Origin of the sequence: Limnobacter sp. CACIAM 66H1 (genome assembly GCF_001601825.1) — a bacterium.
GTDB lineage: Bacteria > Pseudomonadota > Gammaproteobacteria > Burkholderiales > Burkholderiaceae_B > Limnobacter.
On sequence record NZ_LUJK01000026.1, the window covers coordinates 13,533 to 29,171 of the forward strand.

Annotated in this window: 13 protein-coding genes and 1 pseudogene; 6 read left to right on the top strand and 8 right to left on the bottom strand. The window is 53.5% G+C overall.

From position 1 onward, the window contains the following. Positions 1–79 precede the first annotated feature (79 nt). Positions 80–2,557, top strand: coding sequence for a penicillin-binding protein 1A (locus tag A0129_RS09020; protein ID WP_291714353.1), 2,478 nt, complete (start codon positions 80–82; stop codon positions 2,555–2,557). 5 nt (positions 2,558–2,562) lie between these two features. On the opposite strand, the gene cyaY is transcribed toward A0129_RS09020, so the two are convergent. Continuing rightward, complete coding sequence (gene cyaY / locus A0129_RS09025; RefSeq protein ID WP_291714354.1) at positions 2,563–2,889, bottom strand: iron donor protein CyaY; 327 nt, start codon at positions 2,887–2,889, stop codon at positions 2,563–2,565. Between cyaY and A0129_RS09030 the strand changes: the two are divergent. Then, positions 2,888–3,040: pseudogene (locus A0129_RS09030) on the top strand (lipoprotein); the annotation flags it as partial. The gene cyaY and the pseudogene A0129_RS09030 sit on opposite strands and share 2 nt — an antisense overlap. Before the next feature lie 33 nt (positions 3,041–3,073). Beyond that, positions 3,074–4,381 (top strand): diaminopimelate decarboxylase, encoded by a 1,308-nt coding sequence (gene lysA, locus A0129_RS09035; RefSeq protein WP_291714356.1) that lies wholly within the window; start codon positions 3,074–3,076, stop codon positions 4,379–4,381. Positions 4,382–4,461: 80 nt separating this feature from the next. Here the strand turns inward: lysA and ccsB are convergent, their stop codons facing one another. The 3 genes from ccsB to A0129_RS09050 all read right to left on the bottom strand — a co-directional run bounded on the left by ccsB (position 4,462) and on the right by A0129_RS09050 (position 8,684). Then, positions 4,462–5,802: a c-type cytochrome biogenesis protein CcsB gene (gene ccsB / locus A0129_RS09040; protein WP_291714359.1), complete on the bottom strand. Its 1,341-nt coding sequence runs from the start codon at positions 5,800–5,802 to the stop codon at positions 4,462–4,464. Next, on the bottom strand, positions 5,799–7,976 hold the full coding sequence (locus A0129_RS09045) for a cytochrome c biogenesis protein ResB (protein WP_291714361.1): 2,178 nt from the start codon (positions 7,974–7,976) through the stop codon (positions 5,799–5,801). Before A0129_RS09045 ends, ccsB begins: the two co-directional genes overlap by 4 nt. A gap of 105 nt (positions 7,977–8,081) precedes the next feature. Then, a complete protein-coding gene (locus A0129_RS09050) occupies positions 8,082–8,684 on the bottom strand; it encodes a c-type cytochrome (RefSeq protein WP_291714400.1) in 603 nt (200 codons plus the stop codon). A gap of 224 nt (positions 8,685–8,908) precedes the next feature. Between A0129_RS09050 and yihA the strand changes: the two genes are divergently transcribed. Genes yihA through A0129_RS09065 form a run of 3 tightly spaced genes read left to right on the top strand, consistent with a single transcriptional unit; the run spans position 8,909 to position 11,613 of the window. Continuing rightward, a complete protein-coding gene (yihA, locus tag A0129_RS09055; RefSeq protein ID WP_291714363.1) occupies positions 8,909–9,556 on the top strand; it encodes a ribosome biogenesis GTP-binding protein YihA/YsxC in 648 nt (215 codons plus the stop codon). A gap of 12 nt (positions 9,557–9,568) precedes the next feature. Beyond that, positions 9,569–10,564: a porphobilinogen synthase gene (gene hemB / locus A0129_RS09060; protein ID WP_291714365.1), complete on the top strand. Its 996-nt coding sequence runs from the start codon at positions 9,569–9,571 to the stop codon at positions 10,562–10,564. Positions 10,565–10,569: 5 nt separating this feature from the next. Then, the gene (locus tag A0129_RS09065; protein WP_291714367.1) at positions 10,570–11,613 is read left to right on the top strand and encodes a magnesium transporter CorA family protein; all 1,044 of its coding nucleotides are present in this window, start codon (positions 10,570–10,572) and stop codon (positions 11,611–11,613) included. A 13-nt stretch (positions 11,614–11,626) separates the two neighbouring features. Here A0129_RS09065 and dsbD read toward each other — a convergent pair whose 3' ends face one another. From dsbD to A0129_RS09085, 4 genes are read right to left on the bottom strand one after another with little or no spacing between them, the layout of a single operon-like run. Beyond that, entirely contained in the window at positions 11,627–13,528 is a 1,902-nt protein-coding gene (dsbD, locus tag A0129_RS09070) for a protein-disulfide reductase DsbD (RefSeq protein ID WP_291714368.1), read from the bottom strand. Further along, entirely contained in the window at positions 13,521–13,865 is a 345-nt protein-coding gene (gene cutA / locus A0129_RS09075; protein WP_291714370.1) for a divalent-cation tolerance protein CutA, read from the bottom strand. Before cutA ends, dsbD begins: the two co-directional genes overlap by 8 nt. After that, positions 13,862–14,629 carry an ABC transporter permease gene (locus A0129_RS09080; protein ID WP_291714372.1) on the bottom strand — a complete coding sequence of 256 codons (768 nt, stop codon included), beginning with the start codon at positions 14,627–14,629 and terminating at the stop codon, positions 13,862–13,864. The genes cutA and A0129_RS09080 overlap by 4 nt, the downstream gene beginning before the upstream one ends. Continuing rightward, positions 14,622–15,551 carry an ATP-binding cassette domain-containing protein gene (locus A0129_RS09085; RefSeq protein WP_291714374.1) on the bottom strand — a complete coding sequence of 310 codons (930 nt, stop codon included), beginning with the start codon at positions 15,549–15,551 and terminating at the stop codon, positions 14,622–14,624. Before A0129_RS09085 ends, A0129_RS09080 begins: the two co-directional genes overlap by 8 nt. Positions 15,552–15,639 lie beyond the last annotated feature (88 nt).

The window sequence follows — 15,639 nt, forward strand, 5'->3', positions numbered from 1 at the left end:
AACACTAGAGTCAACGATCGGAAATTCCCGTGCGTTGGCAGATACAATGTAGCCACCAACACCAATCCTGTTCCGACCTGTGAATTCAAACAAAATCCGCCTCAAGCATCACTCCGATGGCTTTATCGCGACTACGCTCACCGTACTCATCGGCCTTGGCGTGTCTGGCGCACTGCTTGTGGGTGTTGCCCTGGCACTCATTTTCCCGAAGTTGCCCGACCTCGACACCTTGACTGACTACCGGCCCAAGGTACCTTTGCGCGTGTTGACCTCAGATGGCGTACTGATTGGTGAATTTGGCGAGGAACGTCGCCGGCCAGTCGACATCACTGAAGTGCCCTTGGTCATGCAACAAGCGATCCTGGCGGCTGAGGACGACCGGTTCTACGAACATGGCGGCATTGACTTCATGGGCGTTGCGAGGGCCTTGGTGACCAACGTCACCTCGGGTGGGCGCACACAGGGCGCCAGCACGATTACCATGCAGGTTGCCCGCAATTTCTTTCTGACTCGAGACAAAACCTGGACCCGCAAACTGTATGAAGTGCTGCTGGCCTACAAAATTGAAGACAATCTGAGCAAAGATGAAATTCTGGAGTTGTACATCAACCAGATTTATCTGGGTCAACGCGCCTACGGGTTTCAATCTGCCTCGCAGGTTTATTTCGGCAAACCTCTGCGCGACATCAATGCGGCAGAGGCAGCCATGTTGGCTGGTTTGCCGAAAGCACCCTCTGCCTACAATCCGATCGTCAATCCAAGCCGTGCACGCGTACGCCAGGAATATGTGCTGCGGCGCATGAACGACCTCGAGTATCTGGATGATGCACAGTTTGAGGAAGCCTTGAACACCGAGTTGGTGTACCGCAATCGCAAAGCCAACGGCGATGACATCGAGGCCACCACCGGACTGACCATCAATGCCGACTATGCAGCAGAAATGGCACGCCAGGCTGTGGTTGAAATGTATGGCGAAGAGGCCTACACCTCGGGTATCACCGTTACCACAACCTTGATCGCCAAAGAACAGCGCGCTGCCCAGCGCGCCTTGCGCAACAGCGTGATGGATTACGAACTGCGTCAATTTTTCCGTGGTCCTGAAGGCTACATCGAACTGCCCAACGATCCCAAAGAAGCTGAAGAAGTCATCGGTGACAACATCAGTGACTACACCGACTACGGCTTTTTGCAGAGCGCAGTGGTGTTGTCAGCCAGCCCCACTGAAGTGGTAGTGTCGCAAGGCGCTGGTGAACCCCTGAAACTCACTGGGGCAAGCCTGAAGCCTGCAGAAAGCTGGTTAAATGAACGTGCCCCAGCCAATAAACGACTGAAACGCGGTGCGGTGGTTCGCATTCTGAAACGCAAAGACCAGCCACCCATGCTGACACAATTGCCTGAAGTGGAAGCTGCATTCATTGCCATCAGCACCAAAGACGGTGCAATCCGCGCCCTGTCCGGCGGGTTTGAATTCTCCCGCAACAAATTCAACCATGTCACCCAGGCTACTCGCCAACCGGGTTCAGCGTTCAAGCCGTTTGTGTATTCTGCTGCACTTGAAAAGGGAATCACACCCACCACACTGGTGGCCGATGAGCCCATTTTTGTGCCTGCCGACACCCCGGGTGGCAAGGACTGGAGCCCGAAAAACTACGATGGCAAGTACGATGGCCCCATGCTGCTGAAGGAAGGCCTGGCCAAATCGAAAAACATGGTGTCCATTCGTGTGCTGCAAGAAATTACCCCGCAATACGGCCAGCGGTGGGCCACGCAATTCGGATTTCCTGCTGCCAATGTGCCCCCTTACCTCACCATGGCCCTGGGTGCTGTCACCACAAACCCATTACAAATGGCGAGCGCATTTGCCGTATTTGCCAATTCTGGCTACCGGATAAAACCCTATTTAATTGAAAAAATCACCGATGGCACCGGTCGAATTGTGGCGCGCGCGCGCCCCGCTGTGGCGGGTGAAGAAGCCAATCGTGTGATTGACGCCCGCAATGCATTCCTGACCACCCGCCTTCTGCGCGAAGTGGTTGAGCGCGGCACTGCCACCCGGGCCAAAGTGCTTAATCGTGGAGATATTGTGGGTAAAACGGGTACGACCAACGACAGCCATGACGCCTGGTTTGCCGGCTACAACACCGACATTTCAGCCGTGGCTTGGGTCGGCTATGATCAGCCTCGCAATCTGGGCGCCCGCGAAACCGGTGGTGGTCTGGCATTGCCAATCTGGATTGACTACATGAAAGTAGCGCTGGCTGATTTGCCAGAGAGGCCCCAGGTTGTTCCTCCTGGCATTGAATACATCGACGGAAATTATTATTACTCCGAATACACACCCGGCAACGGTGTAGCCCGCATTGATGTGAACGGTGGCGGTGACGACATTCCGAGTCTGTTTAACTTCCTGAAAGGCTTGGGAGGGATGCTCGAGGGTAGTGGTGAAGCACCCATCAGTGGCAATCCCACGGCGGGTGATGGCACTAGTCACGCAGCACCTGTGCGACCACGTGAACAGCCGCGGGATGACATTGAACGATTGTTTGGCAATAATTAAATGGCCTAAAACTTGGGGCAGTGTTGCCCCAATTGGCCGCTTAACAGCTCAACAAAATGAGTTCTGAACGGAGTTTTACTGCGGGTGTCTAACCATTCACCATTGGCGTATTGGTAATGAAAACCACCCGATTTTGCAGCAAGCCACAACTCGTGGTTGGCCACTTGGCTGTTCAAAATCATCTTGCCTTTGTCTTCAAAATCAAGGGTTAATACATTGCCCGAGCGCATTGAATCTGCATCAAGGTCCAGCGTATCGACCAAGGATTCAATATACTCTTCTACTTGAACCAAAGTGGCATCCACCACCGCCTGGAATTCCGTGTCTGTCATGAAAAAATCACCTCTAAGAATATTGGCCATTGTCACCTTGTTTGCCCTGGGCCTGAGTGCTTGCGGTCAACGCGGGCCACTTTATTTACCCGAGCCACCAGCCCCCCTGCCCAAGCCTGCTGGCTACGACAAACCTGAACAACAGCAAAACCGCTAAACCTACAATTTTCGAGCAAATTTTACCGTGCAAAACAACTCAGTGAATCCAAGCGATCTCAACCCTTACTTGCAGTTCGATGCAGCCAGTGGTGAACTTCAATTTGAGAACACCGAACTGTCCGGTTTGGCACAAGAATTCGGAACCCCCCTGTATGTGTATTCCGCCTCGTCGATCAAAGCGGCTTACCATGCATATGCCAGTGCCTGTCAGGGTCTGGCCCAAGTCACCATCTGCTACGCGGTCAAAGCTAACTCCAACATTCACATTCTGAAGTTGCTGGCCCAAGAGGGTGCAGGGTTCGACATCGTCTCCGCCGGAGAACTGGCCCGTGTCATTGCGGCCGGTGGCGCACCTGAAAAGGCTGTATTCGCTGGCGTGGGCAAATCCATGCAGGAAATTGAATACGCACTGGGTCAAGGCGTGGGCTGCTTCAACGTTGAATCTGAGGCCGAAATGGAGCGCGTGGCCCTGGTTGCCGAAAAATTGCAACGGAAAGCCAATGTGTCGCTGCGCGTGAATCCCGATGTCGATGCAAAAACCCACCCTTACATTTCCACGGGCCTCAAAGAAAACAAATTTGGCGTGTCGATGAACGCGGCCAAACGGGTTTATCAATTTGCCAATTCTCACCCATGGCTGAATGTGCATGGCATTGATTGCCACATTGGCTCTCAACTCACGGATGCAAGCCCCTATTTCGATGCGCTTGACCGGGTATTGGCGTTGCTAGACCAATTGGCAGCCGAGGGCATTGAAATCAATCACCTCGATCTGGGCGGCGGTATTGGTATTCGATATCTGGACGAAACCCCACCGACGCCAGCCGAAGTACTGCCCAAATTAATCAGCAAAGTTCAAAGCTGGGCTCAAGCCAAGGGTCGCGGTATGCCCACCCTGTCATTCGAGCCGGGACGCTCCATTGTAGGCAATGCAGGGGTTTTGCTCACCCAGGTTGAATTCCTGAAAGAGAATGAAGGCAAACACTTCGCGATTGTAGACGCCGCCATGAATGACCTGATGCGCCCGGCAATGTACAAAGCATTCCATGGTGTGGTGGCTGTACAAAACAACCCCCATGCCGCTGTGCAGGATTATGACGTTGTGGGGCCCGTGTGCGAGTCGGGAGATTGGCTGGCAAAAAACCGCACACTGGCGATAGAACAGGGCGACTACCTCGCCATTTTATCGGCGGGTGCGTACGGCCAAACCATGGCCTCGAATTACAACAGCCGCGGCCGTGCAGCCGAGGTACTTTTGGAAAACGGCAAAGTTACCTTGATTCGCCGGCGCGAAACCATCGAAGACCAGCTTCGCCCGGAACTCGACGTTTAATTACATCCACGTATGAAAAAAGCCCCGATTCCAACGAACCGGGGCTTTTTTATTGCTCGCTGCGCCAATCGCCGACCTGATTACAACTCGCCATAGGAATGCAAACCGGACAAGAACATGTTCACGCCCAGGAAAGCAAATCCGGTCACCAGCAAGCCCACCAGAGCCCAATAGGAAGCGACCACGCCACGCAGGCCTTTCACCAGACGCATGTGTAGCCAGGCAGCATAGTTCAACCAAACCACCAGCGCCCAGGTTTCCTTCGGGTCCCATTGCCAATATGCGCCCCAGGCCTCCGCAGCCCACAATGCGCCCAAAATGGTGGCCACTGTGAAAAATGCAAAACCCACGGCAATCGACTTGTACATTACGTCGTCAAGTACTTCCAGCGGGGGCAGGGCATCTGCAATGCGCTTGCGCGCCAGCAAAATCGCACCCACCACGGCGCAACCAATGCCCAGGTACAGTGCCCAGTAAATCGATATCCCTTCGGTGCGAAATACCATGGGCTCCAGGAACATCAACACACCCAAAATACCCGTGGGAATTAATGCCTTGATACTGGGCGCATGGGCATACACCTTCAACAGGTAAGCGAACGCCACCATCGCCGCGATCGAGAAAGTGCCATAACCAATGAAATTGGCTGGTACGTGAATTTTCATCCACCAGCTTTGCAGGGCAGGCACCAAGGGCTGGATTGCATAGGCCTGGCGCTCCACGCCGTACCAGGCGAGAAAGCCCACCGCGGCCACCACCACCAACATGACAAAAGCACCCAACTGCCGGGTTTTATACACCTGCTCGTAAAACAGGTAGTAGATCGCCGTAATCAGGGCAAACAGCACAAACACTTCATACAGGTTTGACACCGGGATATGGCCCACGTCCGGTCCAATCAGATAACTCTCATACCAGCGAATGAACATGCCGGCAAAACCCATCACCACCGCGCCCCAAGTCAACGCCGTGCCTACAAAACCCGCTGTGGGTGAACGTCCCACCAAACCAATCCAGTAGGACACAGTGGCTACCACAAACATCACACCCATCCACAAGATGGCGGATTGACTTGAAAGCAGATACTTCAGGAAAAACTTCTGCTCAGCGGCTGCCAAATCACCGCCATAACTTGAAATCGCCAGCAAGCTCAAGCCCGCTACGGTCAAAATCAACCATTTCAGTGATCCCCAGCGATAAGCCATGTAGGCAGTCACTGGCACACAACTCCACAAAATGGTGATCTCGTAAATATCCATGAAGCTGTGGTATTGCTGCGAGGCATAACCCGCAGCAGCCACCAACAAAGCGGCAAACGCAAAGTCGCTCCAGTGAAATGATTTTGAAAACCAACCCGCCTTTTTCGTGGGCAAGCCTGGCTTATCGCCCGCTGGGGTTTGATTGATCCAGGTCGAACTCATACCGCATCTCCTGCCGAGGCTGCTTTAGGCGCAGCCCTGCTGTTCAATTCATTTACAAACTGCTCGTACTCTTTTTCAAAATCCATGGTCTTTCGAGTGGTGGACATGCCCATCATCACTTTAGAACCGTCCTCATCCTGCGTGACCCAGAAAAATGCCCTGCGCTCACGGATGTAGAACATCGAAAATACCCCGATGCACAAAAACAAACAACCCAGATAGACGATCCATTGCCCCGGGGCTTTGGCCAACTGAAACACACTGGCCTTCACCTCGTCGAACTGGTCAAGCTGAAACATTACTGGCGCGCCATACAACGACAAATCAGACAGGGCAATTTGCGAATCCTGTACAAACCGTCCATGCACCTCATCAGGCACCGCCGCAGGCAAGTTGGCGGTGGTGCGTGAAAGTTGATAAACCTCCCACATCGTACCTTGTAACAAACGAATAATCACGTCACTGGCTTTCTCGCGCTCGCCCTCTGGCACCGTGCTTTCGATGAACTGGGCAATCGCAGGCAAACCAGACAGATCGCCATTCACACCAGCAAACCGCTCGAGCGCACGCTGAGCGCTGTCAGCCACACTGGCCACCAATTGGGCTGAATCCGGGCGATCGCCAAAGGCCTGCTTCGCAAATCGCCGGGCAGCAAGCTTTCGTATTTCGTCATTTTGAACTGCAGCGCGAAACCGCATAAAACCATCCAGCTGACCATTGTCATCCACTGGGATTCGCAAATACTTGAAACCATCCGCAGGGGTTTCACGAACACCCGCCAGATAATAACGTCCGCCGTCCAGGTTTATCGGCAACATGTAATTGTGAAACTCCCTGGCCTGCCCCGCCTGGTCACGCAGCTTGTAAGTAATGCTGGGGCCAATATTTGTGAATTTGGTCTTGGCATCTTCTTTCACACCCGGACCCAAGACGCTGGCCAGGTTGGTCTCGAAAGGCGACAGCGCGTCGGCATTGCCCAAAGCCAGATCATCCACACTGACCTGCTCCGAATTGTCCACCGGCAATGCCTCAACATTAATTGATTTGAACGCAGTAAACTCCACTTTCAAATCCTGTCTCAGATCACCTTGCAACTGGCTGAGATCTCGGCCACCGCCCACCACTCCATCGAGGTCAAAGCGATAATCACGCTCACCCGTCAGCGGAATGCCTTTGAGCTGAACTTTGGTGCCACCATCATCAAAGCTGGACTGATACACCGTCACACCCTTGTAGATCAAAGGTTTATTCACCTCAATGGTGGCCTCGAACCGCTCCTGAGTGTCTGGGTCAAAAACCTCAACATCGCTGGCAAACAGTTTGGGCATGCCCGTGCTGTAAAAATCAATCCGGAATTCTTTCAGGGTCAGCTCAAACGGCAGGTCTTGCACCAGCAAACCATCATCGGTGTTCAACACAGCCACTCGGCTGGTTTCACCCTCTGGCAAGAGCAAATTGGCTCGGTAACTTGGGTTCGATTCAGCCAGGCGCGCTTTTTCCGGTATCCCCGCGGTGATTTCAGCGCCGGTCACAGGCGTTTTGCCAGTTGCCCACACTGCAATCTGCAAAGGTACGCCACTGTCCAATAGCCCACCGATGCAAATGACAATAATCGACAAATGTGCCGCAATGTAGCCAAAACGATTTGCACTGCCGGCCTTGGCGGCCACCATGGTGCCGTTCTCACGCACCGACTGCTTCACTTTGAAACCTTTGTGCTCCAGCCACTCGGTGATGATGCCCGGGAGTGCATCAGGTCTTTCGCGGAAATGACCCTCCCACCGGTGGGCAAATGCCCTCAGGCTGTTCTCGCGAATGTTCTCGCGATACACCCGCATTTCCTTGATCATCTTCGGCGTATTGCGGTACACACAGAGGGAAGTAGACACCACCAAAAACGCCATCACAGCGATAAACCATGGCGCGTTGTAAATTCGGAACAAACCCATGGGCTCAAAAAAAGACGCCCAGAAAGGCCCAAACTGGTTCACGTAGTTCACCCAGGGATCAGCCTGACCAACCACCGTACCAATCGCGGAGGCGATACAAATCAGCGTCAGCAGGCTGATTGCAAAACGCATGGAGCCCAGCAACTCCATCAAACTGACCCAAAATGACTGTCTGCCCATTCTTTGTGGGTTCAAACTGTTCGCGATGTCCCCTGAACTACTCACACGCTTCCCCGCTGTTAACTCTGTGTACTTTTCTGACTTTTGCCCATGTCGAAAAAAAAGGGGCTATTCTCTAGCCCCTTTTTGACCGGCAATTGCGTCAAATGTTCAACGCAAACCTGCGATGTAATCGGACACCGCTTTCATTTCCTTGTCCGACATCCTGTTTGCAATCACCGTCATTTGTTCACTGTTGTTGCGCACGCCGTCACGGAATGCAATCAACTGGCTTTCTGTGTACTGGGCGTGCTGGCCGCCCAAACGTGGGTACTGGGCCGGAATGCCTGCGCCATTCGGGCTGTGGCAACCTGCACAGGCCGGAATCTTCTTGTCTGCAATACCGCCACGGTAAATCTTTTCACCCAAGGCCAAAGTGTCTTTGTTCTTGGCAGAACCCAAGGTCTGCTTCTGGGCAGCCAGGTAAGCGGAGACGTTCTTCATGTCTTCATCAGACAAAGCAGCCGCGAAGCCTGCCATGATCGCATTATCGCGTAGCGGCTTTTCACCATCCTTGCCTGGCTTGAAATTTACCAGTTGCTTGTACAGGTATTCCGCATGCTGACCCGCAATTTTGGGGTAAATAGAGGCAGAGGCGTTACCATCGGCACCGTGGCAAGCCACACACTGCTGCATGATTTCCTTGCCTTTGGCCAAGTCGGGCTTGAACACTTCAACGGGGCCGGCAGCCTGGGCCACAGACATTGAAAACATCAAAGCGGCAAACAGAGAACTCAGTTTAAGCGTCGTCAGCTTGTTCAGCATGGTCAAACCCATCAAAAAGTGCATCAAAAAATAGTGCGGCGATCCAAAAAACCCTGTCAACTCCGGCCCAATCAGAGCACAAGCACGTCAAACAAAGGCGCAACCGCGGCAAAGTTTTCACAAACCCTAGATTATAACCACTCAAGCGGCTGTCTTGCATCTAAAATGTGCGCATGACAATCAATTTCCACAACACGCATTTCGAGATCTCTGCGTCTCGCATGGTCGAATGCCCGGGCGCCAGCGTCCCCGAGATCGTATTTGCCGGGCGCTCCAACGCCGGCAAGTCCACGGCCATTAACACCCTGTGCAAACAGCGGCAATTGGCCTACGCCAGTAAAATGCCCGGCCGCACCCAGCTTCTCAACTTTTTTCATGTCATTGAGCAGGCTGAGCCAATTGCGCGCCTGGTCGATCTTCCCGGCTACGGCTTTGCCCAATTGGCGCAAACCAGCCAAAGCGTGTGGGACAAAGAGCTGGGTAGCTACTTGGCTGAACGCCCCAGCCTGGTGGGTACGGTGCTCATTGTAGATTGCCGTCGCGGTCTGCTTGAACTTGATTATGCTTTGATCAAATGGGTGGGGCATCGCCAGTTGCCGGTGCATATCCTGCTTTCCAAGGCCGACAAATTCAACCGTCAAGAGCAGGTACTTGCCTTGCGTTCCACACAAAAAGCCCTCGATCCGTATCGGGTGAATGGCCATGAAATCACGGTTCAACTCTGGTCCGCATTGAAAAAGATCGGTATGACCGAGCTGGAAACCCAGCTGTCGAACTGGGTTCGCCCCCCCAGCACCCACCTCCGAAACACCCGCAATTGAGCCACCGACATCATGACCCAACACCTTTATCATCGCCCACGTCGCTTGCGCCGAACCGATGCACTGCGTCGCCTCGTGTCTGAGCACACTTTGAGTGCAGCCGACTTCATTTATCCAGTGTTTGTCGTACCCGGCAGCAACAAACGTGAATCCGTAGCCTCCATGCCCGGCGTAGAACGCCTGTCCCTCGACCTGTTGTTTGCCAAGGCCGAACAATGCCTCGAATTGGGCGTGCCGGTTATGGCCTTGTTCCCGGTCATCGAAACCGACAAAAAAACCGCTGACGGCCAGGAAGCCACCAACCCCGAGGGTCTGGTGCCGCATGCAGTGAGAGAACTGAAAAAGCGTTTTCCCGAATTGATGCTGCTGACCGACGTCGCGCTCGACCCATTCACCAGCCACGGCCAGGACGGCCTGATTGACGAACACGGGTATGTTCTGAACGACGAAACCGTCGAAGTGCTGCAAATGCAGGCTTTGGTTCAAGCGCAGGCCGGTGTCGACATTGTCGCGCCCAGCGACATGATGGATGGTCGAATTGGCGCCATTCGCGAAACCCTCGAAGCCAACCGCTGCATTCACACCAGCATCATGGCCTACTCCGCGAAATACGCCTCGGCTTTCTACGGCCCCTTCCGAGACGCTGTGGGATCAAGCGGCAACTTGGGCAAGAGCAACAAAAAGGTGTATCAAATGAACCCAGCCAACAGCAACGAGGCGCTGCTGGAAGTCGGCATGGACCTGGATGAAGGCGCCGACATGGTCATGGTCAAACCAGGCATGCCCTATCTGGACATTTTATGGCGCGTGAAAGAGAAATTCGCCCGCCCCACCTTCGCTTATCAGGTCAGCGGTGAATACGCCATGATCAAGGCGGCCGCACAAAATGGCTGGCTGGATGAAAACGCCGTCATGCTTGAATCCTTGCTGGCCTTCAAACGTGCGGGTGCAGACGGCATTCTCACTTACTTCGCACTCGACGCGGCAAAACTTCTGAAACAGGGTTAATTCGAATGGGAATCTGGACGCATCTGACTCAAGACAAGATCAAGAAGTTAAGTGATGCGCCCAGCCAACTGCCCGAGAACGGGTTTCTGTGGCTCGACACACAACTCGATGAAGAGCTGTCTTGGCTGCCGGCGGTTGAATCCCTGCTTGGCTTCAAATTGGACGAACTGCACCTGGAGGACCTTGCCAACACCTTTCATCCCAGTCACTTCGACATTGGTGATGGTTACAACATTCTGATTATCCGGTCTCTGTCCAGCAAACCTCTGTTTGACGAAAACAACCGACTCAGCATCAAGACACGCCCGGTGTTCTTTGTCATCACTCCAAAACTGCTGGTCACGTTCCGCCCCAAAGACAGCCGCACATTCGCAATGGCCCGCAAGTTCGTGGACAGTACGCCTGAAAAATCGCTCAATGAAATTGAGAATTTCCTGAAGTTCAAACGTGCCCCAGCAGGTACAGATGAACTCATGATCCAGCTGGTCAGCAATTTGGTGGACCGCTTCATGGAAACCCGGGTCGAAATTTCCGAACAACTGGATCGCTGGCAACGTGATTTGCTCAATCCGCGTAAACGCTTTCAAGACTGGAATGCCTTGCTCGCCGCTCGCAATGAAATGAATCGACTGGAATCAGTCGCTCAAGACCAGCGCGATGCGCTCACTGACTGGCAAGACGACCAAGAACGTGAAGGCCGCATGGCCGCCGCCCTGCAAGTGAACGCACGCGACACGCTTGAACACCTGGAACGAGTCGTCAGTCTCACTCGCCGCTTGGGTGCAAATACAGAAACTGCGGTGCAACTTCACTTCTCCGCCACGGCCCACAAAACCAATGAAATCGTGACAGTTTTGACCATGCTGACCGCCTTGTTCATGCCGCTCACGCTCATCAGCGGCATTTTTGGCATGAACTTCGAAGAAATACCTTTCTTGAATAATCCGAATGGGTTCTGGATCAGCCTGGGTCTCATGGGCCTGTCCAGCATCGTTTCAATCGGATTGATCTTCTGGATCAAAGGCCGTAATCACCTCGGCAAACCCTGAATCGTGTTCCGGCTTACAAACCAAGGCTGGGACGGATCTGGCTCAAGGTCTGCTCAAAACGCTTTGCATTCTGAAAGCCGATCACCTGATGAATAGACTCTGTTTGCCCAGCCGGAAAAAACAAAATTGCCGGTGGTCCAAACAGGCTGAATTGTTTTAGCAAAGCCTGATCACCCGCGGTGTTGTCAGTCACATCTACCTGCACCAAACGAATACCTTCCAGCTTCTTTTTAACCGCGTCATCAGTCAATGTGAACAGCTCAAACTCTTTGCAACTCACACACCAGTCTGCGTAAAAGTCGAGCATGACAGGCTGCTGGCTCGAGTCAATCAAACTCACAACCTCCTCACTGCGCACCTTCTCGAACGCAGGCTTGCCTGTCGCAAGTTGTTGAGACACTCCGTTGGCACCCATTGGCTGCCCATTCAAGCCAGCCAATGGCTGAAGCAGGCTGCCTGAGCCGGAAAAAAGGCCCATCAGGTAAATCAAAGCCAAGAGCGTAAACAACAAACCAAATGTCTTGCTGATCACCTTGCCTCGTGAGCCCATGGTCGCCATGCTACTTGCGCCATGAAACAAGGCCGCTGCAGTCATACACGCCAGCAAAGCCCACATCGCCATAATGAGCCACACCGGCGTCACTGGCGTAATTGTCCACACCGCCACAGCCAACAACACAAAACCGAATGCGGCCGACACCCAACTCATCCAGGCACCGGCTTTTGGCAAGGCTGCACCTGCGCCTGCGGCAAACAGCACCAGCGGTAAGCCCATGCCCAGGGCCAGCAAAAACAAAGCTGCGCCACCCAAAACTGCGTCACCAGTTTGTCCGATATACAACAAGGCGCCAGCCAAGGGCGGCGCCACACACGGACCCAACAACAGAGCCGACAACACGCCCATGACCAACACAGGAATGAATTGCCCACCTTTCAGACGACCGGTTTTCTCTTGCAGCCAACCCTGAAAGCTTGCCGGCAATTGCAGCGAATAACCCATCAAGAGAGCAACCCCCAGCAAAGCCAGCACACCGCCAAAAGCCCACAACACTGGAGGCTGTTGCATCGCCATGACCAGACTTTGCCCCGTCAGTCCGGCCAGCACGCCCAACAAAGCGTAGGTCATGGCCATGCCGAGTACATACACCAGGGCCAAAGCCATTGGTCTTGCCTTACCCACTGCCCCCTGACCACCAGCCTGTTGCCCTACTACGAGACTGCTGACAATAGGCAACATCGGCAAAGTACAAGGCGTAAAAGCCAACAGCAAACCCAATCCAAAAAACACCGGCAGCACAACCAGCCATGACTGGGCTGCCAACCTGCTTGCCAGGTCGCCCGCCTCATCTGCTGGCAAACCAGCGCTGGATTGCCGGCTGTTCGTGGAAGAGGAATCCGGTTTCTTCCCGAAGAACGTGCTGACTCCCCCACCTAACACACCACCGAACAAACCACTGTCCTTGAATGCCACCGGCGTGGCCATCGGCGGGTAACACAAACCTGCGTCCGCGCACCCTTGAGAAATCATGACCGCCTTGGCCAGATCCGCCGGGTTATCACCCAAACCATAACGAATTTGGAACACCATCTCGCCACGCAGCGCCTCAATCTCCTGATTCAGGAACTCATCAAACTTACGATCCCCCCGCGGTAACTGGACAAATTCGAACACTGGCAAATTCATCGGGTTCTCAAGCGCAAAACGCTCACGGTACAGGTAATACTCGGGCGCCACCTTGGCGCGCACATCGATCAGGCAATCCTCAACACAGGCGGGATCTTGCACACTCAAAGTAAACTGAAACGCTTCTTCGGGCGGTAAAAAATCATTGGCACGGGCGTGGCTCAACCCCATCCACAAATTTGTTAGCAACAACAACGCAGGCAACATCCAGCGCACGTTTCGCTCAATCATGCCCAAACTCCTTGCCACTCTCGGCAATCCAGTTCAGGTACGGCATGTGCCCATCGGTTATAGGCAACAGAATCAACTCAGGTACCTCATAACCGTGCAGATTGGTCAGTGCACGTTTCAATTCCGCACATTGCGATTCGGAACACTTCATCATCAACATCCATTCCTTGGCCTGCTCGACCTTTCCCTGCCAGCGATACACCGACTCCACCGGACCCACAATATTCACACAGGCCACCAACTGCTCATCCACCAAACGATGTGCCAACGCCGTGGCATGCACATGTGAGTCGACCGTGGAGTAAGCCACCCAACATCGTTCCGCATTATTCTTCATGCGCCTTTCCGTCTAAACCTGCGTTCGGTCAAAAATATCGCCAACCCTATACCCACTGTGGCGTAGACAGCCATTTGCGCCAAAAGTGCCGGCAACATGCTGAAATCACGAGCATAAATTCCCCTGAGTGCATCGACCACCACCGAAAGTGGCATGTAGTCAGCCACCACCTCCAACCACTCAGGCAACTGCTCCCTGGGGAAAAATGCACCTGACAGGAATGTCATGGGTGTTACCACCAAAGTGAAATAAAACATAAAGAAATCGTAGCTGGGCGCCCTGGCATTGATGCACAGCCCAAACCCGGCAAACATCAAACAAGCAAGAATCAGCACAAGCCAGGACAAAACCCAGAATTGCGCATCACCAATACCCAAGAGTGCGACGATCAACAACATCGCCCCCGTACTGATTAAACCTTTGCTGGCAGCCCAACTACATTCACCCAACACCACCTCGCGCAGGCGAACCGGCGTGTTCATGATCACCTGCCATGTTTTCTGAGTGTGCATGCGTGAAAAAGCAGAGTACAAGGCTTCAAAAGTGGGCGCATTCATAGCGCTAATGCATACAGCCCCCACGGCCAGGTAGTTCAGGTACGGCATACCTCCCACATTGGGCAACATTGATCCAAGCCCCAGGCCAAAAGCCATCAGTGCCATAACCGGGTCAACCACATTGCCAAGCAACGATGGGAGCGCCAGCTTGCGCCACACCAAGAAGTTTCGCCGCCACACCTGAAATACCGCATGAAAATTAATCATCGCGCAAAGCCCTGCCAGTCAAACTGAAAAACACATCCTCCAGATTTCCCGGACGATAAATATAATCCACATCAGATTGTGGCGAACGTTTCAATGCCTCCAACATCTCGTCGGCTTTTTCATTCCTGAAATAAAAAGTCTCGCCTCGCTGCTCAATCGGCTCACCCTTTGAACTGACATGCTGCGACACGCAACGTGCTGCGCCAGTCCCCCACAATTCCAGTACTGCGTGGCCAACTACCTTGCGAATCAACGTGAGGGGTTTGTCACAGGCCACAATATTTCCATGATCCAGTACGGCCACCCGGTCCGCCAAGCGCTGTGCCTCATCCATGTAGTGGGTCGTCAACAACATCGCCATCCCTTGACGCTTCAGGTCCACCAATCGATCCCAAATCACATGTTTCGCTTGCGGGTCCAGGCCCGTAGTTGGCTCATCAAGAAACAATACTTTTGGCTGATTGATTAAGGCACGAGCCAGCATCAAACGTCTACGCATACCGCCAGACAGCGTGGCTACTGAATCATTTCTGCGATTGACCAACTGAGAGAAACTGAGCAGCAATTCTGCACGCTCACGCAATCGTTTGCCGTGCAGACCGAAATAGCGACCAAACACCATCAAGTTCTCGAATACCGTGAAATCGGGGTCCAAAGCGTCGTATTGGGGCACAACGCCCACATCCTGCCTGGCAATGTGCCCTGCGTCGGGAAGTCTATTCCCAAGCAGTTCCACCAGGCCTGTGTCCGCTTGAGCCAAGCCCAAAGCCAAAGCAATCGTAGTGGACTTTCCAGCACCGTTCGGTCCCAGTAAAGCAACACACTCGCCCGCATTCAGCGAAAAGTTCAAACCCGTCAGTACCGCGCGTCCACCGTAGGTTTTGCGTACATCATTCAAGTTCAAAACGGTAGAGCCAGCCACTTACTAAAATTCCCAGCAATTTTCGACACAAAACAAACCCGTCAACGACAATAAAAAAGCCGCGCTAGCATAAGCTAACACGGCTTTC